The following is a 21,613-nucleotide window of genomic DNA, read 5'->3' as shown; positions in this document are numbered from 1 at the left end:
TTCTGGTGTGAAAAAACTGAATCAACAACGCCGGTAGATTCAGGCGACAATGTACTATAGGCGTCACTGCCACCCTCCCTTTATGGGAGGTCTGGCATCAAACCAAAGGACATCCATTATGACGAAACTCGCCCTGGTAACCGGTGCCAGCGCCGGAATTGGCCGCGAGGCCTGCGCTCTCTTTGCCCGGGAAGGTTGTAGGGTTATCGCCCTGTCCCGACAGCCCAGTGGCATTGAATTCGCAGATCTGGAGATGACGCTGGATCTTGAGTCCTTTGAGAAAATCGAGGGGCTTGCGGGCGAGCTGGAAACCGAAATTGCAGCAGCCGAGCGGGTTATTCTGGTCAACAACTCCGGTTACGGGCAATTCGGCGCGCTTCGCGATCTGTCCGAATCCATGTGGCAAAAGCAGTTCTGCACCCACGTATTCGGCCCCATCAAGCTGGCCGCCGTCTGTCTGAGGCTCTGCGAGCAACATGAAGTACCCTTACGGGTCATCGCGGTGAGCTCCGTCTTATCCATAGCGCCCCAGAAAATGAAAGGCGCCTACTGTGCCGCCAAATCCGCGATGAACGCGGCTCACGACAGCTTCTGGTTTGATGAGCAGGACAGCAAAAGCCTGGAAAGTGTCTCGCTTGTGCTTCCCGGGCCCGTGGCGACCCGGTTCAGAGAACATGCCCTGGCCGCTCTGCAGCCCGTGATTGACCGGGCAAGTGCGGTGCATCGGGAAAAGTACAAAGCAATGGAAGCAGCGCTCGCACCTGGCGCCAGAATCAAGCCGTTTACAGCCAGTGCGTTGGATGTTGCCGAAAAAATTTACCAGGCTGCGGAAGTGGGACGTCCCAAGCCAAGGTATCTGGTTACGCCTCAGACTTACATTGCTGCGTTTGTCACGCGGTTTATGCCGCACTCTGTCCAGCGGAGAATTCTGGGGTAGTTGAATCTAAGGTAGAAAAATTGGAGGCGCGGGTCGGAATCGAACCGGCGTACACGGAGTTGCAGTCCGCTGCATAACCACTCTGCCACCGCGCCGGGAAAAGTTCGAAGGGGATTCGATACTTTTATGCTCTCAGGTGGGCATTGAGAGACTGTGTTAATTGGAGCGGGAAACGAGATTCGAACTCGCGACCCCAACCTTGGCAAGGTTGTGCTCTACCAACTGAGCTATTCCCGCTTGATCAACGAGGGCGTATTCTACGGATTAGGCCGTTTGCGTCAACCACTTTTTTCAACTTTCTGTTTTAGTTCAGATTCTGATCGATTGCACTCGAACGCAGCAACCCCCAACACGCGAATTTGAGCTAGTATCAAGGAACACCCATCGCCAATCCTCAACAAAGGAGACGGGATTTCCAGATGCCCTCCCCTGGCAAGCTTGAATTCCAGAACGGCCAATTGACCGTCTCGGGCGACTGGACGCTTCCGAACTACGGCCGCTTGAAGCGGGATGTCCAAAAAGCCACCGCAATGGAGTTACCTAACGGGCATTCGGTCAATCTGGCAACAATCAATGCGCTGGATACCGCCGGCGCATCCCTGTTGGTGGACCTTCTGGGTGCCAGTCAACTCCATGAGCTTACCGAGTTAACCCCCGGGCTTTCCAGCGAACGTCAGGAACTGCTGCGCCTGGTTGCCAACGCGATGGCCAGCCCTGAAGGAGAAAAATCCCTCCGATCCAACCCGATCACTGAGTTCCTGGCGGGTGTTGGCGAAAAAATCGAAGACTTCTGGCATCAACAACGGCTGTTGATTGGGTTTACCGGCCAGATACTGGCGACATTGGCGAGCATTCTTGCAACACCCTGGCGATGGCGTATCACATCGCTGGTGGCCCATGTCCATCAGACCGGGCTCAATGCCCTTCCCATCGTGGCGCTGCTGACGTTTCTGGTGGGCGCGGTGGTTGCATTTCTGGGCGCCACCATTCTCGATGATTTCGGCGCCACCATTTACACCGTGAACCTGGTGGCCTTCTCGTTCCTGCGGGAATTCGGCGTTCTGCTGGCCGCTATCCTGCTGGCTGGCCGCACGGCCAGCGCCTTTACCGCGCAACTGGGCTCCATGAAAGCCAATGAGGAGATTGACGCTCTACGCACGTTCGGCCTGAGCCCCGTGGAACTGTTGGTTATCCCCCGGGTGCTGGCGATGGTGGTTTCGCTTCCGATATTGACCTTCGTCGGCATGATCAGTGGCATTATTGGTGGTTCGCTGGTGTGCGTCGTGGCGCTGGATATCTCGGTTCCGCAAATCCTGAATATCCTCGAAACCAAGGTAAAGGTCGTCCACCTTCTGGTTGGGCTCGGAAAAGCCCCGGTCTTTGCGTTTGTGATTGCCGTTATTGGTTGCCTGGAGGGCTTCAAGGCTAGTGGAAGTGCCCAGTCCGTCGGTGAGCACACCACCTCCGCCGTGGTACAGTCGATCTTTATGGTGATTCTGCTGGATTCCATAGCAGCGATATTCTTCATGGAGATGGGCTGGTGAGAAAAGAGGCCGCGCACCAGGATGTGGTTATCAGCGTGAAGGGCCTTTGTAACCGCTTCGGTAGTCATGAGGTACATACGGATCTCAATCTTGACCTTTATCACCGGGAAATACTGGGGGTGGTTGGCGGCTCGGGAACCGGAAAATCAGTATTGATGAGAAGCATTGTCGGGCTTCACGCTGCGGATTCCGGGACCATAGAGGTCTTTGGTGAGCAGTTGCAGGCTCTTTCTCAACAACAACGCTCCCGTGTAGAACGGCGCTTTGGCGTGCTGTTTCAGAGCGGTGCCCTGTTCAGCTCCCTGACTCTCCAGGAAAACGTTGCCCTGCCGCTGATTGAGCATGCCAAACTGTCCCGTACTGACGCGGAACACTTGGCCCGGGTGAAGCTCGCACTGGTCGGCCTGCCAGCCAACGCGGCCGGAAAGTACCCCGCCCAGCTGTCAGGTGGCATGGTCAAAAGAGCCTCGCTCGCAAGGGCCCTGGCGCTGGACCCGGAGGTGTTGTTTCTGGACGAGCCCACGGCCGGGCTCGATCCGATTGGCGCCGCTGCCTTTGACCGACTGATTGTTACGCTTCGGGACGCCCTTGGCTTCAGCGTGTTCCTGGTGACACACGATCTGGATACGCTGTACACGACCTGCGACCGGATTGCCGTGTTGGCGGCCCGGCATGTCTTGGTTGCGGACCGACTGGCGGTGGTGGAAGCCACGGACGACCCCTGGATTCGCGACTACTTCCACGGGCCAAGAGGCCGCGCCGTCAATCGCATCCGGCCGGCCACGGGGCAATAAACATAAACAACCGGAAAGTAGCAAGGAAGTCGGGAGAGGCACGCTGTTATGGAACCCAGAGCACATCACGTCCTGATTGGGCTGTTCACATTGGTTGCGCTTGCCAGTGCACTCGCGTTCGCCTTGTGGCTGGGCCAGGCGGGCAACGACCGCGATTATGCCTGGTACGAAATCATTTTTGATCGGGGCGTCAGCGGGCTATCGGAGGGCAGCCCGGTCAAATACAGCGGCATTGAGGTGGGCGACGTGGCCGAACTGAGCCTCGACCCAAATGACCCGCGCAACGTCAGGGTGCTCATTCGGGTATACGACGATGTGCCCATTAAGGAAGACACCCGGGCTGGCCTGGCGTTAACCAACATTACCGGCAGCATGAACATCGAATTGAAGGGCGGCACCCCCGGAAGCCAGAAGCTGACAGGAAGCCGTGAAACCCCACCGACCATCCAGGCCGAACCCTCGGCCTTTACCACCCTGATGGCTTCCAGTGAGGAACTGTTTGCCAAGCTTGATCAATTCCTCACCAACGCAAATGCCATGGTGTCCAAGGAAAACTCCCGCAACCTCACCCGCAGCCTCAAGAACATCGAGGCCGTGTCGTCTGGGTTGATGGATCAACGCAGCGAACTGAGCAATCTGGTGACGAGTTTCGATCAACTCAGTGTACAAACCGAGGCCACGCTGAAAACCTTCCGTCAATTTGGCAGCACAGCGAACACTTTGCTGGACAAGGAAGGCCGCCAGTTGATGGCCACTGCCCAGAGCGCCATGGATTCACTGGAGACCGCTACCGCGCGACTTGAAGCACTCACCGCCCGCAACGGGGGCTCCCTGGACCAGGGAATGCAGGGCATCGGTGAACTGGCGCCCGCCATGCGGGAACTGAGATCAACGCTGCAAAACATGGACAGTCTTATCCACCGCCTGGAGGACGACCCGGCCGGCCTTCTGCTGGGCCGCGAGCCGATACAGGAGTTTAATCCATGACACTGACTGCATCACGGGCACTGCTCTGCATGGTCGTTGCCGCCACGTTATCCGCTTGTACTCTGTTCCCGGATCGACCGGCCAATCGAATATTTCAGTTACCGGCTTCCACGGTTGAGGAATCCATCACTGACAACAAACCATTCAGCACAACCCTTCGGTTCGTAACGCCCCTGGCCGAAGGCCCTGTTGATAGCTCGCGTATTCTGGTGAAACCGGAGGGCAACGAAATAAAGGCCTATCAGGGAGCGCGCTGGAGTAAGAAGTCTCCCATCCTGGTTCGGGACCAACTGATCGATGCCTTTCGCCGGGATGGCCGCTTCGCTGGCGTTATTACCGGAACCAGTCCGGCCCGCAGTGATCTGACCATGGCAGGAGAACTAAGCGCGTTCCAGAGTGAGTATCAGGACGGCATGCCGGTAGCGCTGATCAGGCTGGACCTGCATCTCATCGACGAGCGCACCCGCAATACCCTTGCCAGCAAACGCTTTGAGTACCAGCATCCGGCGACAGGGGAACAAGTTGAAGCAGTCGTGGAGGCATTTGGCGAGGCCAGTAACGCACTGGCCAACGAGGTGATTCGCTGGACGGTCGAACAGCGCCCCTAACCCGTTAACCCTGGTGTTTTTCCGGAAAAAGGTCCGGCCAGGCGGCCTTTAGATAGAGAATCATCGACCAGAACGTCAGTACCGCTGCCACGTACAACAGGGCCGTACCGGCCTGGGCCCAGACGACACCAGGAGGAAATGCCAGCAGCATGATAATGGCCACCATCTGCGCTGTTGTCTTGATCTTGCCAATGTAGGAAACCGCCACACTCGCACGGCTGCCGATTTCCGCCATCCACTCCCGCAATGCTGAAATCACGATTTCACGACCGATAATCACCGTGGCGGGAATCGTCAGAATGAAACTCGCGTGGGCTTCAATCAGCACGGTCAACGCTACCGCTACCATGAGTTTGTCTGCGACGGGGTCCAGGAAGGCACCAAAAGGTGTGCTCTGGTTCAGTTTCCGGGCCAGGTAACCATCCAACCAGTCCGTCGCCGCCGCCAGCGCAAACAGGCCGGCACTGACGAGGTAGCTCCATTGCGCCGGCAGGTAGTAGATAATCACGAAAACCGGGATCATCAGAATCCGGGAAAGGGTGAGAATGTTCGGTAAATTCATGCTATCCCTACTCGTCATGCAGTACTGCGTAGATGGTTTCTGCCAGGTTCCTGCTGATTCCCTGAACCTTGGACATTTCGTCGATACTCGCCTTGCGTAGCTCCTGGATACCGCCAAAATAACGTATCAGATCGCGGCGGCGTTTGGGCCCTACACCTTCGATTCCCTCAAGGGTGGATTGCCGGCGTTTCTTGTCACGCCGGGCCCGATGGCCAGTGATGGCGAAACGGTGCGACTCGTCTCGGATATGCTGGATCAGGTGCAGTGCCGGCGAGTCTGCGGGAACCCGATAGAGGTCGCCGGTCATGGCATCAATCAACTGTTCCATACCCGCACGCCGGGTGACCCCCTTGGCAACACCAATCAGCGGAATGTCCGTAACACCAAGTTCATCAAACACTTCCCGGGCAATGTTCAACTGGCCCTTACCACCGTCGATGAACACCAGGTCCGGGCGTTTGCCCTCACCTGCCACCATGCGTTTATATCGGCGCGTCAGAACCTGGCGCATGGCTCCATAGTCATCACCGCCGGTGACACCCTCGATATTGTAGAGCCGGTAGTCGCTTTTCAGCGGCCCATTCTCGTCGAAAACCACGCAGGATGCGACCGTGTTTTCACCATGGCTATGACTGATGTCAAAGCACTCCATACGTGACGGCGTTTCAGCGAGATCCAGCAGGTCGCGCAGGGCCAGCAGGCGGCGATAGACCGTTTCCTTGCTGGCCAGGTGGGTCAGCAATGTCTGCCTGGCATTCGTCATGGCCAGATCCAGCCAGCGCCGGCGTTCTCCACGCACATTCTTGCGTACCCGGGTGTCACGACCGGCGGATTCTGTCAGCGCCTGGGACAGCAGTTCCTGGCCGTCGACGTCCACCGGCACCAGGATGTCCGGTGGAATTTCCCGGCGGGTGCTACCGCCGAAATAATACTGCCCCAGAAAAGCACTTAACAACTCAGCTTCGGACTGCTCAATGCTGTATCGCGGAAAATAGTCCTTGGTACCGAGCACGCGCCCACCGCGCACGATGATCACCACGATGCACACCACACCAGCATCCTGGGCTATGGCCACCACGTCGGCATCACCCCCTTCGCCGTCCACGCTTTGCTGCTCCTGAACGTGCCGCAGGTGATTTATCTGGTCGCGGTAGACACCGGCTTTCTCAAATTCCAGATTCTTCGCCGCGGTTTCCATGGCCGCCATCAGATCCCGCAGGATCGCGGGGTTCTTGCCTTCGAGGAACATGGTGGCGTGGCGCATGTCTTCCCGATAATCCTCGGGGGAAATATAACCGACACAGGGTGCCGTGCAACGGTTGATCTGATACTGAAGACAAGGACGTGTGCGGTTTCGGAAATAGCTTTCACTACAGGATCTTATACGGAAAATCTTTTGTAGAATATTAAGACTTTCCTTGACCGCCCCGGAACTCGGAAACGGTCCATACCAGGTACCGCCGCCTTTCTTCGTGCGCCCCCTGCGAAACGTCAGGGAGGGATAGTCATCGTGCGAGGACAGATATATATAAGGGTAGGATTTATCATCCCGCAGCAGGATATTGTATGGCGGCCGCAGGGATTTGATCAGGTTCTGTTCAAGCAGGAGTGCTTCGGTTTCACTGCTGGTGATGGTGACTTCGATGGAGTCAATTCGGGAGACCAGGGCTTCGGTCTTGGGCGCCAGGCCGGATTTGCGGAAGTAGCTGGTCACCCGTTTCTTGAGGTTCCGGGCCTTACCCACATACAGCACATTACCAGCGGCGTCGTACATGCGGTAAACGCCGGGCCGCTCGGTTAACTGCTTCAGGAAGCTTTTGGTGTCGAACTCCCTGTTGTTCCCTGCCTCGGCAGAATCAGCCGATGCGTCAGACCTTGTCGGCATCGAGCAACCCGAGCCTGACCGCCATCAGCGCCAACTCAACGTCACTGGAAATTTCCAGCTTCTCGAAAATGCGGTAGCGGTAACTGTTTACAGTTTTTGGGCTGAGGCAAAGCTTGTCGGAAATGTCCTGCACTTTCTGGCAGTCCACCACCATCATGGCAATCTGCATTTCGCGCTCGGACAAACGGTCAAACAGGGATAGCTCGCCGTCTTCGTCCCTCGCATCGCCGCCTCCAAGCTGCTTGAGCGCCATTTTCTGGGCAATTTCCGGGCTGATGTAACGCTGTCCGGAATGCGCCATGCGGATGGCACGCACCATTTCCTTGATGTCGGCGCCCTTGGTGATATAAGCCGATGCGCCGGCCTGCATCACCCTGGTTGGATAGGGGTCATCGGCACAGGCAGTCACCACGATCACCCGCACAGCGTCGTCAATGCGCAGGATTCGCCGTGTCGCTTCCAGCCCCCCGATACCAGGCATGCGGATGTCCATCAACACGATATCCGGGCTGTCTTTACGCACAGAATCAATAGCATCCTCGCCTGAAGATGCTTCGCCGATGACTTCAATATCGGGGTTGTCCGCCAGCATCCGGGTAATACCGGACCTGACCAGTTCATGGTCGTCAACAACCAATACCCTGATCAAAACTCACCTCGCACGCGGCTTTTATGGGAATTTACGAATTGTACCGGTTAAGGGTTCCCGACGGTAGATGCATCCATCAATACCGGGACCCACTGCTCAGGACACAATCATCAGCGGGGCACGCCCAGGCTTGCGGTATTCTCTACCGGATCGAACCAGACCACCAGATCCCCCCGCCGAGCCGCCGATTTTACCCGCTCACGCTCTGCCATGGGGTTCTCAGTGTCGTTCAGGCCGTGGTACCGAGTGCAGTATTCGTCAACCAGCCCGTCAAGCTGGTCCTCTGAAAGCAGCCCCACATCCACTACGAATTTCTCTTCACGTGGGTCCGGCTGGGGCTCGTGGCCTGCTTCGTCGGTCATTTTCAACTCCACCTCAAAGCAGCCATGGTAATGGGTTTGGCGAGGCTGTAGAAGACCGATTATCAGGCTTTTTTTTCACCACTTGGCGTTGACCGGTCGGTCAGGCTGCCTTAAACCGGGAAATCAGCTGACGCATGGTGACCGATTCCTGTCTCAGGTATTCACTGATCTGGCGGGTGTTATCAACACTGGTGATCAGGGAACCCGAACTGTCATCAAGCGCCCTTGACCGCCGACCGACACGGTCAATCTCTTCCCTCTGAACCACAACCGCATCCCCAATTTCAGCACTGCGAAGCTCCAGCTCCGTGAACTGACTCGCGAGACGCTCCAGGTGGTTTTTCAGGGCATCAAGGTTCCGCCGGTTCATGCCACCGGCATCGCGCATCTCGTCCAGCAGACCCTCAACGCCGGAAACCCCGGTTACCAGGTCGGTCACCCATTGGCGAATTTCCCTGGTGGAGTCCGACGTACGCTTCGACAGGGTGCGCACTTCGTCTGCCACCACGGCAAATCCCCGACCGTGTTCGCCGGCACGGGCCGCTTCAATCGCTGCATTCAATGCCAGCAAATTGGTCTGCTCCGCGATATCGGCAATGACGCCGATCACGCTCTCGATTTTGCCCGAGGATTCACTCAATGCCTGGATAGATAGGGACACCCGCCCAATCACCTCCACCGTGTGTTCAGCTGCCTGCTCACTGTTTCTGAGCCCTTCCTGAACCACCGCATTGGCCGCCACGGCATCTCGTACCGTAGTGGCTGAGTTCTCGGTGGCTAAATCAATGGCCGACGCCTGGTTCGCAATGGCCGCCATTGACTGGCTGACATCATGAATCTGCCGGCGGGTAGTATCAGTGGACGCCTGGACGTCCTCTGCCTGAGAGTCCAACGATGTGGACCGGTCATTGATGCTGTGGGCAGCCGTCCTCACTTCTCCGATAAAGAGCTCAAACCGGCTAACCAACCCTACCAGCGCGCGCGTCACACCAGCCACTTCATCGTGTCCGGTAATAACCGGGCGCCGGGAAAGATCTGAGGTCTCGTCCATTTCCCGGAGGCCGGACTCCAGCAACTGCAGGCGGCCAATCACTGAGCGCCGAAGCCAGAGCGTCATCAAGACCACAGACATCAGGAATACAGCAGAGCCGGCCAACAGCCAGATTTTCTGGGTATCCAGAAAGGCCAGCAGGTCCTGACTACGAACTTCAATGATGTTGCGGCTGGCTTCCTTACGGTTGTTGATCGCCGTGAGCATCGGGCCGAGGGCCGGGAACAAGTCAAAATCCACCACTTGCCCTACTCGATAGTAGCTCCGCCCTTCGATACCCGGTCTCATGGATTCGATGAGCGCCAGCACGCTCTCAAACAACGCTCGATTATCCGTCGCCCACTCGCTCAGCCCGGCATTGTCCTCGATTGCACGCCAGTGCTCCGGCAGCACCTCGGTCAATGCCTGGAATTCCGCATCGATTTCATCCCAGAGCATCAGTTGCGCCTTGATCTTGTAGGCGAGGTCCTGCAACCGGCGATGGTCCTGTTCAAGATCTTCCAGCAGCCACGACTCCATAAGACTTTCCCGAACCAATGCCTCTGAAGCGGACTCCGCACGGGTCATAATGCTCGATGACAGGGCCGCCAATGCGGCCAAAGCAAACACCGATAGAAAGGAAAAGAACAGAATACGGCTGCGGACAGTTCTGAGCATGGTATCTCCACTGGGGGTATCGTCCAATGGAGCTTATGCCTGTTTTGTGACACTTTTATGTCGCGGAAGGCGCCATTTTCCAGTCGGCAAGCCTCCGATAGACCATCATCGAATGTCGAATACGCGGGAAATCCCCTACGCTCATTCTTTTACCCATTGCGCCCAGCGCGATATTCTTTAGGTTGGCATTGATTCCGAACAGGCGTAAACGATGGTCCACAGCAAGCCTTTCTCACAGGCCTGTGTAAATAACAGGCAACCAATACTGGAATGCATCAAAACGGTGTTCACCGAGCCGGCCACCATATTGGAAATTGGAACGGGAACGGGGCAACACGCTGTTTATTTTGCAGCGGAGCTCCCCCACCTGACGTGGCAGCCCAGTGATCGGCCTGGAGGCGCCGATCATTCGCTCGGCTGGATCCAGGAGGCTGACCTTGCCAATATTCGCCCACCTCTAGAACTGGACGTTTCCCTGGGAAGCTGGCCGGTAGACACCATTGATGGCGCCTATTCCGCCAACACGGCTCACATCATGTCGTGGGAAGAGGTAGAGGCAATGTTCGCCGGGCTGGCTAAACGCCTCATTGCCGGCGGCCTGTTCTGCCTCTATGGGCCGTTTAATTATGAGGGGCAATTTACCAGCGACAGCAATCGCCAGTTCGATCACCACCTACGGAGTCAGGCCCCGCACATGGGCATCAGGAACATGGATGACATGCTGGAACTGGCGGGCCGAGTTCGGTTCGGGCTTGAAAGCGATTTCGAAATGCCTGCCAACAATCGACTGCTGGTATGGCGCAAACTGTAAAAAGCCACTCGATGTCAGGAGGGATCACGCAATGAGCCACCAGAGACTCACAATGCTGATCAGCGGCAAGGTCCAGGGCGTCTGCTATCGCGCCTCCGCGGCCGACATGGCCAACAGCCTGGGTGTTACCGGCTACGCCAGAAACCTGCCGGATGGCCGCGTAGAAATTGTTGCAGAGGGCTCACCGGCGTCACTGGTTTCGCTCAGACAGTGGTGCCGGGACGGCCCTCCCTCGGCAATCGTCGACAAAATCAACACCACCGAAGACTCTGCAACCGGTGAGTTCACTAACTTTGGAGTTCGGTAACCACCGGCTGGATGACACTACTCGGAACATTTCTTCACACCCTTGAGACCACGCTGCCGGTATTCGCCATGGTGTTTATCGGCCTTGGTCTCAGGCGGCTCGGCTGGATCAATACCAACTTTATCAATACAGCGTCGGCACTGGTCTTCCGCGCGACTCTGCCAACCCTGGTATTCCTCAGTATTGTACGCGCGGACCTGGATACCACCCTCAACCCCGCACTGCTTGGATTCTTCGTAGCCGCCACCCTCGCCAGCTTCCTCTTCTGCTGGCTTTGGGCCATACGTACCGCACCAGCGATGGACCGGGGTGTGTATGTGCAGGGCGCTTTCAGGGGCAACTGCGGTATTGTGGGCCTCGCCCTGGCGGCAAGCCTCTATGGCGACTTCGGGCTTTCCGCCGGGGGCCTTCTCCTGGGCGTGGTCATTATTTCCTACAATGCGCTCTCTGTGGTTGTCCTGACAGCCTACCAGCCGGGTCAGGCGGCCAGCTGGGGGCGCATTCTCGGTGATATCGGGCGCAACCCGCTCATTCTGGCGGTGGTCATCGCCGTTCCCTTCGCCTGGTCCGGGTTACAACTGCCGAACTGGCTGATGACCAGCGGTGACTATTTCGCCTCACTTACCTTGCCCCTGGCGCTGATGTGCATTGGCGGCACGCTCTCCTTGAGCGCCATGCGTACCGATCGCAAGCTGGCGATCAGTGCCAGTGTGATGAAGATGGTGACGTTACCGGTATTGTGTACATTCGCTGCCTGGCTGGCCGGGTTTGAAGGGCGCGAACTTGGGCTGATGTTCCTGTTCTTCGCCAGCCCGACAGCCGCCGCCAGTTTTGTCATGGTCAAGGCGCTGGGCGGCAACGACCGCCTGGCAGCCAATATCGTGGCTTTGACCACGTTAATGGCCAGTGTAACGGTTACGGCGGGGGTGTTTGTGTTGCGGACGGCAGGGGTGGCTTAAGTGGCATGCAATAAAAAACCCCAGCATCTCTGCTGGGGTTTTGTATTGGCGGAGAGGGAGGGATTCGAACCCCCACACACACCCGGACATAGATGGACTATCCTGTAAAATCAGCCCATTAGAAAAATGTTGCAGGACATTGGCGGACAACATAGGCTTTATTTTTGCCCCAAATCTGCCCCAAATCCTTGCGGGAAAAGTAGCTAAGAAAGGGACAATCGAATGCCGGAAGACAGTAACGACATTTTCAAAAGGATTCAGGAACGTATTTCAAAGTACTCTTGGTGGCTAAACAGGCCTAACCCACCGGACCTCAAGCACGAAATTAATCGCTTGATCGAGGAAGCTATCACGGTGACTGCTCGTGAGTATCCCAAGAATGATGGGCGAACAGATGAACTCAAGCCGATCGTGGAGGAGTTGGTGCGAAAAAATGGCACCTACCAAAGCATTGTAGCGGCGGTTGCTACTTACGAAAAGAGACATACCGAGCACAATAACCAGCACTTGGAACTACGAAAGATAGAGAACGCTCAAGGGCTAAGGACCCTTATGTGGCGTACTGTCTCAACGTTCGCATTCGCTTCCGTAATCTTTTTCTTCTATTGGTTGGCAGGTTGCTTAGGCGTGCAACTTCCCTTATCTCGATTCGGAATGTAACACCCGTTACAGCGCTCCCTTGACATGGTAGAGGTCCCCAGTTCGAATCTGGGTGGTCCTACCAAACCTGCAAAAGTATCAGCACCTTACGAACCACCTCTTTTCGTGCCTCGTTTCTTTCCCAACAGTTTCCCAATATTTTCCCAAAATAGATCGCTTATACAGTACTCTCCGTAGCCTTATTCGAACTCCATACTAGAACGGGTCACAGGCGTGAGAATCACAACGAAGATGATGCTGCAACTGGAGCAATCTATAGCCCCCGACGCCCAGGCAGAAGTCCGTATCTATTCCGGTGGATGCGATATCAGGGTGACATGGAATAAGGGGTTGAGAGAGGCAAACCAGAACCTGGGGGCCCAGCAACTGTCGACGATTGAGGAATTCAGGGATGAGCAGATGGATAGAGCGTGGCAAAAATTGATCAGAAAGTTCCAGGGCTTGCGCGACCACAAGCGCTGACGGCCACTGTAAGAGATCTCCTACACAAAGCTAATCCATTTCCAGCAGATATCGTGTCCGTACCAGGTAAACTATCTCCGGGCTCATGACGGGCCCAGCGCCGGCAAGGATGCCATGGCAAACGCGACACCTGCCCAGTGGTGTGACTTCGGCGAGAGAGCTGCCTGTGAGTGATTGCGGAGGGGTCGGACCCCCTCCGCCTTTTTGGCCATAGGATGGCCAGCGTTAATCCTCTATGCCACCAGTAATGCCCCAGATTACCTGGAGCACAACCGCTATCACTTCCCCTGGATCCCTTGCCGGGACATTCTGAAGGTAGAACGAAAGCAGGTTCAGCACAGCCTTGATGAATTGAACTTCCATAATCAACTCCTATTCATTGTGTTGGTATCAATAAGACACCGGCCTGTGCTGAAAAACTGAAGAATTTGTTTTACTCTTAGTTTGCGGTAAGGAAGCGACCAACTTTTAAACCGCTCTCAACAAGCAGGCCTTAGTGCCTGCTTTCTTTTTATACACTAACCGCAAAATCCGCAAGCATTAGTTGCTGTCAACTTATCTTGGTTACTCGTTGTTTTTAATATATTTTCCATTTAATTATGAGTATACAATATGATAACGTGTCGTCTACTGCGACAAGGGTTTAACGAGGGTCTGAGCATTCGTTTAACAATATTGACTACAAACTGTAATGGTCTTTGTGACAATTAATCGCGCTCGAAAACAACCAAACTGACATTATTGTTTTGTGATATGCATCACACTTTTGGCAAAACAAATACAATCTTTACCTGGTGATGTGCGCCTCCTTATATGAGGCCAACCGAACAAAGTAGATATCCGCCCGCCTCAGTTCGCTCCAGTATCTCTTCAACAGGGTCATTGTATCCGCTGACCTCATTGAATGTGACAAGGCTCCGCTGATCAAACGCGACCGGATAGTTCATGGCTAAACCCGTTATTGAATGTGGACCAGTGGTGTATGATGCTGCAGTCATCAAAAACTTACTGCCAATTTCCAGGGGCATCTGGGGAAGAACATCGATAGTGGTATTCGTATTGGACCCAGTAATGCCCACTTGAGACGCGATGTCTACTCCGTAACTTTTATGCTCGATGCCTGACGGCAACGTAAGTGCCTCGATCTCTTTAATGCGCTCACCGTTTCGCCAGATCTCTACGATCTCTCTCATGGGCTCAGAATCAATGCTGCCAGAAGCGGTTAGATATCCGCCGTTGGCCGCCTGAGCAGTGTATGTGTCATCAACACTTTCGTTCAGGCTGTAGGTAAAACCGCCCAGTACAACTGCGCAAAATCCGAAGCGAACATCAATGGCCAGTAGATCCTCTGCCCACCTGATTCCTCCGCGCTTCTCCGACTCCGAATTGGTAACAGACACACTGTCTCCGGCACTACCTCTGATAGTTCTCATATGCAGATCGGTATTGATAAAGGGGGGATCGCCTTCGCTAAACAATGTAACCGCATCGCTAGTGAATATCTCGAAAGCCGAGTCTCGATCTGTGCTTGTTATCCTGGTTCCTGTTGTGTCAAACCCTGGCCCCTCGATCTCAATCCAGTCGGAATCAATAGAAGTCTCGCTGCCGGGGCGGCGCTCATAGGCGATAACTTCTCGGTCCCCAACGAAATCACAGTATATTGGCACGTCATGCGAGACGACTTGCTCGGAAACATCCACCGTACCCGTCTTGATAATGGACGCAGGAGGCGGCGGATCTATATCAACGACATAGGTATCAACGGTTGTTCGTGACCCCACAGGCTCCGCCCTGGTCCATAGCTGCTCAAGCGAAAAGCCGGTGTTGATGTCATACCGGACCAGATCGATGTGCAGGTTTTCGTCATCTTCCAGATCGCCAACAATCGTGCAAACAGCCTTGGTGCCATTTTGAGAAAAATAGAAGTGGCTCTGCGGAGCCATCCCAGTCATAAGCGTAGTCTCGTGCATAAACTGCAGGAGCCCGAAGGGTTGAAGCAAGGCGTCTACTGTTATCCGAAACACCTTAAAGGTCTGACCCGTTGCGTAAGACTCGTCAGACGCCACCACCACCAGCCACCGCTGACCGCCTGCGTCTTCGTATACGGAAGCGCCATGAACGTTGACAAATGCCCCGGCTTCAAGCTGTTCCGACAGGTCAAGAATGACCTCCAAGTCGTGATATATATTGGGTCCAGTTTTCCAGGCTGCCAGGAAACCGGTGAAGCTGAAATCGATCTGGTCAAGGCGATGAGCCCGGCCAGGCGGGCCGTCCCAAGATAGAACAAGCTTTTCCGTATTGAACCAGTTTTTGGTTCCATAGCTCCTGGCATTGCCGCGCTGAATGACAAGCTCGCTTGCGTCCGGCTTGGCAGTCCATGCGCTGCTTGTGCCATCATCCGTCCCCAGCGGCGGATTAATCTGGCCGCTCATGTCCTCGAAAGGCTCGCCGTAAGTCTGCTTCGCAGCTTTATAGGTGGGGGCCGGGCCTGGCTCCCATTTTGCCGGCTCAAATACAAACCCAAACAATGAGCACGGAACCGGATCAGATTCGAAACCTATTACCAGCGGCCCATTGGATGTGAATCGTACCAATACTCGATCGCCTTCCTTGAACGCCGAGCCATTGCAGTCCATGTAGACGATGGGTACATCCATCAACAATTCCGCTTCGTTGATCGGTAGCCCCTGGGCGCTGGACCTTGCATCATCAAGGCGAAGAGTACACAGGTCCGTCTGGAGCCTCGTGATCTCGCCCACTCTATAACGCGGAAACCACTTCTGAACACCTGGCAACACAGCTGCATTGAAGTAAATCTGCACTCCGGACTGCGCAAGATTGGGAAATAGAGCGCCATCCCGCGCAGGCTGATAGCCGGCTTCGCTGTCGTAACCAGGTTGGATCACAACACCCTGGCCACCCTCATCATTTATGTCGACAAGCCCTACATCGCCAGAGAGGTTCAGGGTGTAATCAGCACACCAGGCGTCAATCTCATAACCTTCCGGGACCGCCTCAAGCCGCCCTCGACGCTTCAGGGCTGACAGGTTCTCAGAGATCAGAGTGGTTACCGTTATTTCAGCCAATCGAACAGCGGTTTGTAGCCGAACCAACTCACTCTGCAGTTGGGTGATCTGTTCCCGGACTCCTGCGGTACCAGCCTGCAGACCTGGAATTAACAGGTCTATATCTCTCGCCTTGTCTTCAACCAACGCCTGGGCCTGCAACAGCTCAAGTTTGGCAGTGGGGAGCTCCACAGCGAGTTCTGCGATCCGCTCATTCAGTTTGACCAGCTCCAACTGAATGCGATCAACCGCCAACTTCTGTCGTACGCGATACTTGCCCTCACCCAGGTGGCTTACGATCTCACCTTTTGACATTATCGCTCACCCACTTCGCAGAACTTGTCAGTCTGATTAACGTAATAGTTGATGTAGTCTGCCTGGAAGGAATCATTCAACGCGGTAACGGTCATGCCCGGCTGCAGGAAGAGATCAATGTCACAGAAAACCCGGCGTTTTCCATTGGGTTTGCTGGTGCTCCTTATCCCTGTAAGCGCCCGGCTCCCAACCGAAAACGGCTTCCCTCGCATATACCCGGAAACTGTCAGTGTGAGTGAGGAACGCCCCTGGTCTGGCCTCGCATCGTCAAATGCGGAGCGTAAGATTTCCTCAAACTGCACCTGACCAGTAGCAAGCTTGTACCCCTTTTGGATAACCAGTTCACCGTTGGATCGAGCTTCAATATCGTCAACGTACTGATCCGCAGCCGGGATCACCGCCTGCACATACGCCGAACGGCTCCCAGCCTGGTTAGTGGCCTGCCAACTGGAGATTCCGCCAATGTACAGATCATCCAATCCGTCCGGTGCGCCAGTGAGGACCAAGCGATAGAGTTCCTGAATTTGCGTGGGCGGCAGTTTTGACACCCAATCCTGAAAGGCTGCCGCCTGGAAACGGATTGGAAATAGAGCATCCATCGAGACAACGACAGGATCGACGTAGACGCTGAACTCCGCATGGATTGGCAAAGTGGCATCAAGAGCTGCATCGTAAGTGATCGGCGAAGTATCGGTTATCAGAGGCTCAGCGATTCCGGCACTGTTTAAATCGGTAATCTCTTGCTCTGTGAATTTGCGATCCCAGATCGAAGCATCCTGGAAGATCCCGTCCACAGTCGTCCCAAGCAAATAGTATTCGCCATCTGGGCTAGCCCCGAAAAACGATCTCGCTGTGTAGCTTGCCGTGTTATAAATCAGGAAATTACCGGATCCAGGAAGTGAGTAAATCAGACTCCCGTTGACGTAGAGCCCGGTACCGTTCACGTCCCCCGCAACCACTACGTCGTGCCATTCACCAACTTCAAATGGATCCGGAATGAAATCGGAACCACTGTTGAGATCACCTGCGGCAAAGAATACCTGGCCACTCTCAACGCTGATCAGCACCCCGTAATTGTTGACCTGGCCAAGCTGGAAAAGACTCATCGAGTGAGACGAATTAACGTCCTCGACCAACGAGGTGTGAAAATACCGGATTCTGACAGTAATTGCTGAAAACGCTGGTAATAGCTCCGACTGAGGCAGTCGCAACGTGGCGATCTTCTCGAGATCTCCAGATGTCCCGTCCCAATTCACCGCCATGTCTCGGCCGAGACCTCCGGGGGTGGCGACCACCGTGGCATCATACTCTGCAGGGCTGAGCTCTGGGCCCGAGAAGCTATCTCCAAAACACTCAGCATTCCATCCGCCAACCACGTCGGCAACCCCGGTGCCGCTGGCCTCGTCCATCGGCCAATGATGGACAATTCCGTCCGCGGTTGCTGCAGCAAGATCAGAATACTTCGCCATCAGACAGGCATCCGGATAACGCCGGAAGTCAGATTGACCGGCTCACCTTCTACAACGGTAACCGGGCTCACAATCACGGATGCGCCACTTCCAGAGCCTCCCGCAGACAGGTACATGATCTCTGTGCCGCTTTTGTTGAGCAATCGCACCCAACCTGCATCACCACCTGCAGGTGCCTCATCCTCATCCGTCCAGCCGCTGAATGTGATGACCCCGTTCAACTCACTACCAACGGCAGAGCTCAAGGTAAAAGTAGCCAACAGAGTATCCGTTATAGTATTGCCCAGGCTGGCAGGCATTGTGCCGGTGTACAGCTCCATCACCGGATCAGATCCGCTACCAGAGGCAAGATCCGCCAGAACGGCTTGGGCCAGAGTCTGGCCGAGTGATACACGGATTTTCATTGATCAATCCTCTTCTCGATCAGAATCTTGATTTGGGCTTCACCATTGCTGATATTAAACGGGCCAGGCGCACCGATGAAACAGCCCTCCTTTGTGGAAACAATCAGCCGGCTATAGGTCTTGGCCAGGCGTCGAACGTTCTCAACAACCTCCTCTGAACGTGCTCTCCAGCGGATATCAAAAGTTCTATCCGCATCGGAGTATCCGAAATCAGGAATGGCAGCCCCTCCATCCAATGTGGGGATTCGGTTGTTCCGCCGTTCGAATCCCAGAAGTCCATCCGGCGATACATCAGCAAGATGCACATGCCCGTTCAGATCAAACAAAGGTGCCGTGATAGAAACGTTCATGATCCAAGCCCCAGCAGCATTTCCTCACCCTCGGCATTCACCTTGACTTGGAGGTTTTGAAGAATGTCGTACCAGATGGCTTCCAGGTGGGGGGCCAGTCCTGGCGCTTCCACCTTCAATAGCGCATCTCCTCTGGACAGCTGCCTGGTTTTCTCTCGGATGTAGGCTGCCTGTGCTTGGCTGATCTCGCTTTGATCGTCGAGGGCTTGCTGTCGAAACTCCTGTTCCTTTCGGATCTGACTGGCTATTTCAATCTGAGTGGACCGGCTGGCATCATCAAACCCACCAAACAGTTCCGTAATAACTGAGCCGGTGTTCTCAAAAGTTTTTCCAATCGTCTCCGCAATGGCCTCCACCTGCTTTGCGTTGGCCTCAACCTCCGCGATATCCAGCGAGATGCTGGCCTCGATGTTCTTGATCCGCTCGTTACTGGCAATGCTTTCCATCTCGATACGGAATTTTTCCGATTCCTCAACGGCCTTTTCCGTTTTCTTCGCCGTGTCTTCCAGGGCTTTACCACTCTGGATGATGGTTCCAGAGAAAGAATTGATCTTGCCGGTGGCCTCGTCGTAACCCAACTCAAGGCTCTTGTTGTTGTCGACGAGCTTCTGTGTATTTCTGGATACGTTCTCAAGCGCTCCGCCACTGCTCTGAGCAGTCTTATTCAGATCATCGATCGCACCAGCGATGCCACGCTGGCTTTCTGCCGCCTGATCACTGGAGTTCGCCGCAGCAAAAAGTTCATCTGCGTATTTCTGCCAAGCAACCTGTTGATCATTTGTCGCTACGGTCGCTTCACCCAGGGAACGATTCAGAATCTCGTTGATCTCTTTAAGGTCTGCAGAATCCTTCGCCGCCCTGCGAACTTCCGATGAATACCCCTGCCACTTGGCCTCTGCCAAAGCGACTTCATCAGCATTCACATACTCCGCGATCCTGACGCCAATCGAACCAATACTTTCCTCGATCAAATCATTGATCACCGTACCGATACCGAACCCAGCAGCCGCAGAGCCCACCAGCGCAGTACCAATCAAGCCAAACTTGCCAGCCCCGGAAGCGATAGCTTTAACCGAGTCCAGATTGCCAATGACCGCTTTGAATCCTTGAGCACCGGCCAAGGCAGTCAAGCCAGTCCCAACCGAACTCAGGCCGCCGGCCAGGCCACCTATTGCCGGAAGAACCGTGTCAATGGCCTTACCAACACCCAGGATCTCACCGATACTTCTTTTCGTGCTGTCGTCCAGGGATTCGAATTGTTCGATGCCTTCACCAATGGCATCAAATAAAGGCTGCAGGCCATCAGCGATTCCGGCAGAAATAGAAACCAAAGCCGTGAACGCATCCACCACACGCTGCATGGCAGCCTGCAGTCCTTCCACGGTCGACAGATCCACATTGCCAAAGAGTCCTACGAACAGGTCATCGAGCTCGCTGCCCAGGTCACCAAAGGACGCAAGAAGATCAGAGAAATCCAACCCCGAGAGAGCCTCAGGGAAGTTTTCGGCGATAACCTGAAGCTTCTGGTCGATGTCCTGAGCGAGCCCCTCCAGTCCATCCAGGATCGGAGCAAACGCGCCATCGTCCAGGCGTATCTCATCACCCAGAGAATTGAAGATGCTGGTAACACTTTTGACGGCGGACCGGGTTTCATCGGTAAGGCGGCCACCCAGGCCAATCAGAGCGGATTCAACGTTGTTTCGGAGGGTCTGGCCAAGGTTGGCCAGCGTGTCGGAAAGCTCCTGAGCGGCCGTTCTTGAAGCCCCAGCATTGTTATTGAACGCTTCCAGGTTCTCTGCGAATTTCTCGGCAGCATTCCCGGTGAGCGCCAGAACAGGAGCAAGCGCCTCAACGGACCCGAACAGCTTGGCGATGATCTCAGTGTTTCCGCCGGTAGCTTCATACACATCCTGAAGAACACCTGCAAAGCCCTTGCTCTCCAAAGCGGCTGCATTGAATTCCAGGCCCAATCCCTTGGCCAGATCGCTGGCTTCCTTGGAGGGCTTTAGAATTGAGTTAATAGCAGCACGAATACCGGTAATGGCTTCCGCTGTTCCGGTACCAGTCTCAGCGGTAATGGTTGCGATGGCACCAGCCATCTCGTCGAACGACAGTCCCGCTGCGGCTGCGATAGGCGCAAGGCGGCCAATGGCAGCAGACAACTCAGGAATAGTGGTCTGACCCAGCTGGACGGCCGTGAAGAAGGAATCAGCATAAGCGCCCGCCTCATCCGCAGACGCCCCAAACGCGTTCATTACGCTGACCAGGGCTGTGGTGGTGTCTCCCAGGTCTGCCTTGCCTGCAATCGCCAGCTGCTCAGCCGCCGCAATCAGCTCCAACGAATTCTGATAATCGACACCAGCAGAGATAGCGCCATAAGTGGCACTGGTGATTTGCTCAAGTGATGCGGTAGAAGTTTCGGAATACGCGAGGATCTGTGCCTGGAAATCACGGAGGTTGTCCGCCGGCTGCCCAATCAGCGTGGCAATTTCCCCGAACGCTGTATCAAAGTCATCAGACAGCTTCACCGCAAAGGCTGTAATCCCAACACCAGCCGCAGCCAGCGCCAGGTCCAGCTTAACGATGCTGTCTGTGATATTGGCCAGAACGCCTGTGACGCTACCAGTCTTATCAACCAGGCTATCGAGCCCACGACCAACTGAACTGATCGCGCCCCCAGTGTTGTCCACACCGCCGAAGATCAGCTCTACCGTTTTCTTAAGGTCCGCCATGTTTTCTCCGGGCATAAAAAAACCCCGCCGGAGCGGGGTTCTG

21 protein-coding genes and 2 tRNA genes are annotated in these 21,613 nt (G+C 55.2%); 10 read left to right on the top strand and 13 right to left on the bottom strand.

The window, feature by feature from the left end; all coding sequences use genetic code 11:
• Positions 1-118: 118 nt before the first annotated feature.
• Positions 119-937, top strand: a complete 819-nt coding sequence (locus JJO78_RS07790; protein ID WP_273623277.1) for an SDR family NAD(P)-dependent oxidoreductase — start codon at positions 119-121, stop codon at positions 935-937.
• A 21-nt stretch (positions 938-958) separates the two neighbouring features.
• Here the strand turns inward: JJO78_RS07790 and JJO78_RS07785 are convergent.
• A tRNA-Cys gene (locus tag JJO78_RS07785) sits at positions 959-1,032 on the bottom strand.
• Positions 1,033-1,098: 66 nt separating this feature from the next.
• Positions 1,099-1,174 (bottom strand) — tRNA-Gly (locus JJO78_RS07780).
• 182 nt (positions 1,175-1,356) lie between these two features.
• On the opposite strand from JJO78_RS07780, the gene JJO78_RS07775 reads away from it, so the two are divergent.
• From JJO78_RS07775 to JJO78_RS07760, 4 genes are read left to right on the top strand one after another with little or no spacing between them, the layout of a single operon-like run.
• On the top strand, positions 1,357-2,481 hold the full coding sequence (locus JJO78_RS07775; RefSeq protein WP_273623275.1) for an MlaE family ABC transporter permease: 1,125 nt from the start codon (positions 1,357-1,359) through the stop codon (positions 2,479-2,481).
• Positions 2,478-3,275, top strand: a complete 798-nt coding sequence (locus tag JJO78_RS07770) for an ABC transporter ATP-binding protein (RefSeq protein ID WP_273623273.1) — start codon at positions 2,478-2,480, stop codon at positions 3,273-3,275. Before JJO78_RS07775 ends, JJO78_RS07770 begins: the two co-directional genes overlap by 4 nt.
• A gap of 48 nt (positions 3,276-3,323) precedes the next feature.
• Positions 3,324-4,262 (top strand): MlaD family protein, encoded by a 939-nt coding sequence (locus tag JJO78_RS07765; protein ID WP_273623271.1) that lies wholly within the window; start codon positions 3,324-3,326, stop codon positions 4,260-4,262.
• Positions 4,259-4,870 carry an ABC-type transport auxiliary lipoprotein family protein gene (locus JJO78_RS07760; RefSeq protein WP_085680799.1) on the top strand — a complete coding sequence of 204 codons (612 nt, stop codon included), beginning with the start codon at positions 4,259-4,261 and terminating at the stop codon, positions 4,868-4,870. Before JJO78_RS07765 ends, JJO78_RS07760 begins: the two co-directional genes overlap by 4 nt.
• 4 nt (positions 4,871-4,874) lie before the next feature.
• On the opposite strand, the gene pgsA is transcribed toward JJO78_RS07760, so the two are convergent.
• The 5 genes from pgsA to JJO78_RS07735 form a co-directional block, all read right to left on the bottom strand.
• The gene (gene pgsA / locus JJO78_RS07755) at positions 4,875-5,432 is read right to left on the bottom strand and encodes a CDP-diacylglycerol--glycerol-3-phosphate 3-phosphatidyltransferase (RefSeq protein ID WP_036207967.1); all 558 of its coding nucleotides are present in this window, start codon (positions 5,430-5,432) and stop codon (positions 4,875-4,877) included.
• Between the two features lie 7 nt (positions 5,433-5,439).
• Positions 5,440-7,317, bottom strand: coding sequence for an excinuclease ABC subunit UvrC (gene uvrC, locus JJO78_RS07750; protein WP_273623269.1), 1,878 nt, complete (start codon positions 7,315-7,317; stop codon positions 5,440-5,442).
• On the bottom strand, positions 7,301-7,966 hold the full coding sequence (uvrY, locus tag JJO78_RS07745) for a UvrY/SirA/GacA family response regulator transcription factor (RefSeq protein ID WP_036207973.1): 666 nt from the start codon (positions 7,964-7,966) through the stop codon (positions 7,301-7,303). The genes uvrC and uvrY overlap by 17 nt, the downstream gene beginning before the upstream one ends.
• A 110-nt stretch (positions 7,967-8,076) precedes the next feature.
• Positions 8,077-8,328 (bottom strand): hypothetical protein, encoded by a 252-nt coding sequence (locus JJO78_RS07740; protein ID WP_036208476.1) that lies wholly within the window; start codon positions 8,326-8,328, stop codon positions 8,077-8,079.
• Positions 8,329-8,428: 100 nt separating this feature from the next.
• Positions 8,429-10,036 carry a methyl-accepting chemotaxis protein gene (locus JJO78_RS07735; RefSeq protein ID WP_273623267.1) on the bottom strand — a complete coding sequence of 536 codons (1,608 nt, stop codon included), beginning with the start codon at positions 10,034-10,036 and terminating at the stop codon, positions 8,429-8,431.
• Positions 10,037-10,247: 211 nt separating this feature from the next.
• Here JJO78_RS07735 and JJO78_RS07730 point away from each other — a divergent pair, with 211 nt between their 5' ends.
• The 5 genes from JJO78_RS07730 (at position 10,248) to JJO78_RS07710 (ending at position 13,235) form a co-directional block, all read left to right on the top strand.
• Positions 10,248-10,847: a DUF938 domain-containing protein gene (locus tag JJO78_RS07730; protein WP_126812824.1), complete on the top strand. Its 600-nt coding sequence runs from the start codon at positions 10,248-10,250 to the stop codon at positions 10,845-10,847.
• A 31-nt stretch (positions 10,848-10,878) separates the two neighbouring features.
• Positions 10,879-11,154, top strand: a complete 276-nt coding sequence (locus tag JJO78_RS07725; RefSeq protein WP_036207982.1) for an acylphosphatase — start codon at positions 10,879-10,881, stop codon at positions 11,152-11,154.
• 11 nt (positions 11,155-11,165) lie between these two features.
• Positions 11,166-12,113: an AEC family transporter gene (locus JJO78_RS07720; RefSeq protein ID WP_273623266.1), complete on the top strand. Its 948-nt coding sequence runs from the start codon at positions 11,166-11,168 to the stop codon at positions 12,111-12,113.
• A 222-nt stretch (positions 12,114-12,335) separates the two neighbouring features.
• Entirely contained in the window at positions 12,336-12,773 is a 438-nt protein-coding gene (locus tag JJO78_RS07715; protein WP_273623265.1) for a hypothetical protein, read from the top strand.
• A gap of 213 nt (positions 12,774-12,986) precedes the next feature.
• Positions 12,987-13,235: a hypothetical protein gene (locus tag JJO78_RS07710; protein WP_273623263.1), complete on the top strand. Its 249-nt coding sequence runs from the start codon at positions 12,987-12,989 to the stop codon at positions 13,233-13,235.
• A gap of 225 nt (positions 13,236-13,460) precedes the next feature.
• Here the strand turns inward: JJO78_RS07710 and JJO78_RS07705 are convergent, their stop codons facing one another.
• The 6 genes from JJO78_RS07705 to JJO78_RS07680 form a co-directional block, all read right to left on the bottom strand.
• Positions 13,461-13,598 carry a hypothetical protein gene (locus JJO78_RS07705; protein ID WP_273623262.1) on the bottom strand — a complete coding sequence of 46 codons (138 nt, stop codon included), beginning with the start codon at positions 13,596-13,598 and terminating at the stop codon, positions 13,461-13,463.
• A 446-nt stretch (positions 13,599-14,044) separates the two neighbouring features.
• Positions 14,045-16,615 (bottom strand): hypothetical protein, encoded by a 2,571-nt coding sequence (locus JJO78_RS07700; protein ID WP_273623246.1) that lies wholly within the window; start codon positions 16,613-16,615, stop codon positions 14,045-14,047.
• On the bottom strand, positions 16,615-18,084 hold the full coding sequence (locus JJO78_RS07695) for a LamG domain-containing protein (RefSeq protein WP_273623245.1): 1,470 nt from the start codon (positions 18,082-18,084) through the stop codon (positions 16,615-16,617). Before JJO78_RS07695 ends, JJO78_RS07700 begins: the two co-directional genes overlap by 1 nt.
• Positions 18,084-18,488 carry a hypothetical protein gene (locus tag JJO78_RS07690; RefSeq protein ID WP_151982370.1) on the bottom strand — a complete coding sequence of 135 codons (405 nt, stop codon included), beginning with the start codon at positions 18,486-18,488 and terminating at the stop codon, positions 18,084-18,086. The genes JJO78_RS07695 and JJO78_RS07690 overlap by 1 nt, the downstream gene beginning before the upstream one ends.
• On the bottom strand, positions 18,485-18,838 hold the full coding sequence (locus JJO78_RS07685; protein WP_151982372.1) for a hypothetical protein: 354 nt from the start codon (positions 18,836-18,838) through the stop codon (positions 18,485-18,487). Before JJO78_RS07685 ends, JJO78_RS07690 begins: the two co-directional genes overlap by 4 nt.
• A complete protein-coding gene (locus JJO78_RS07680; RefSeq protein ID WP_273623243.1) occupies positions 18,835-21,570 on the bottom strand; it encodes a phage tail tape measure protein in 2,736 nt (911 codons plus the stop codon). Before JJO78_RS07680 ends, JJO78_RS07685 begins: the two co-directional genes overlap by 4 nt.
• Positions 21,571-21,613: the final 43 nt, after the last annotated feature.

It is taken from the genome of Marinobacter sp. DS40M6 (assembly GCF_028581595.1).
In the GTDB taxonomy this organism is placed as follows: domain Bacteria; phylum Pseudomonadota; class Gammaproteobacteria; order Pseudomonadales; family Oleiphilaceae; genus Marinobacter; species Marinobacter salarius.
Note: the sequence above shows the minus strand (reverse complement) of the source record. Positions and strands in the feature narration are given on the sequence as shown.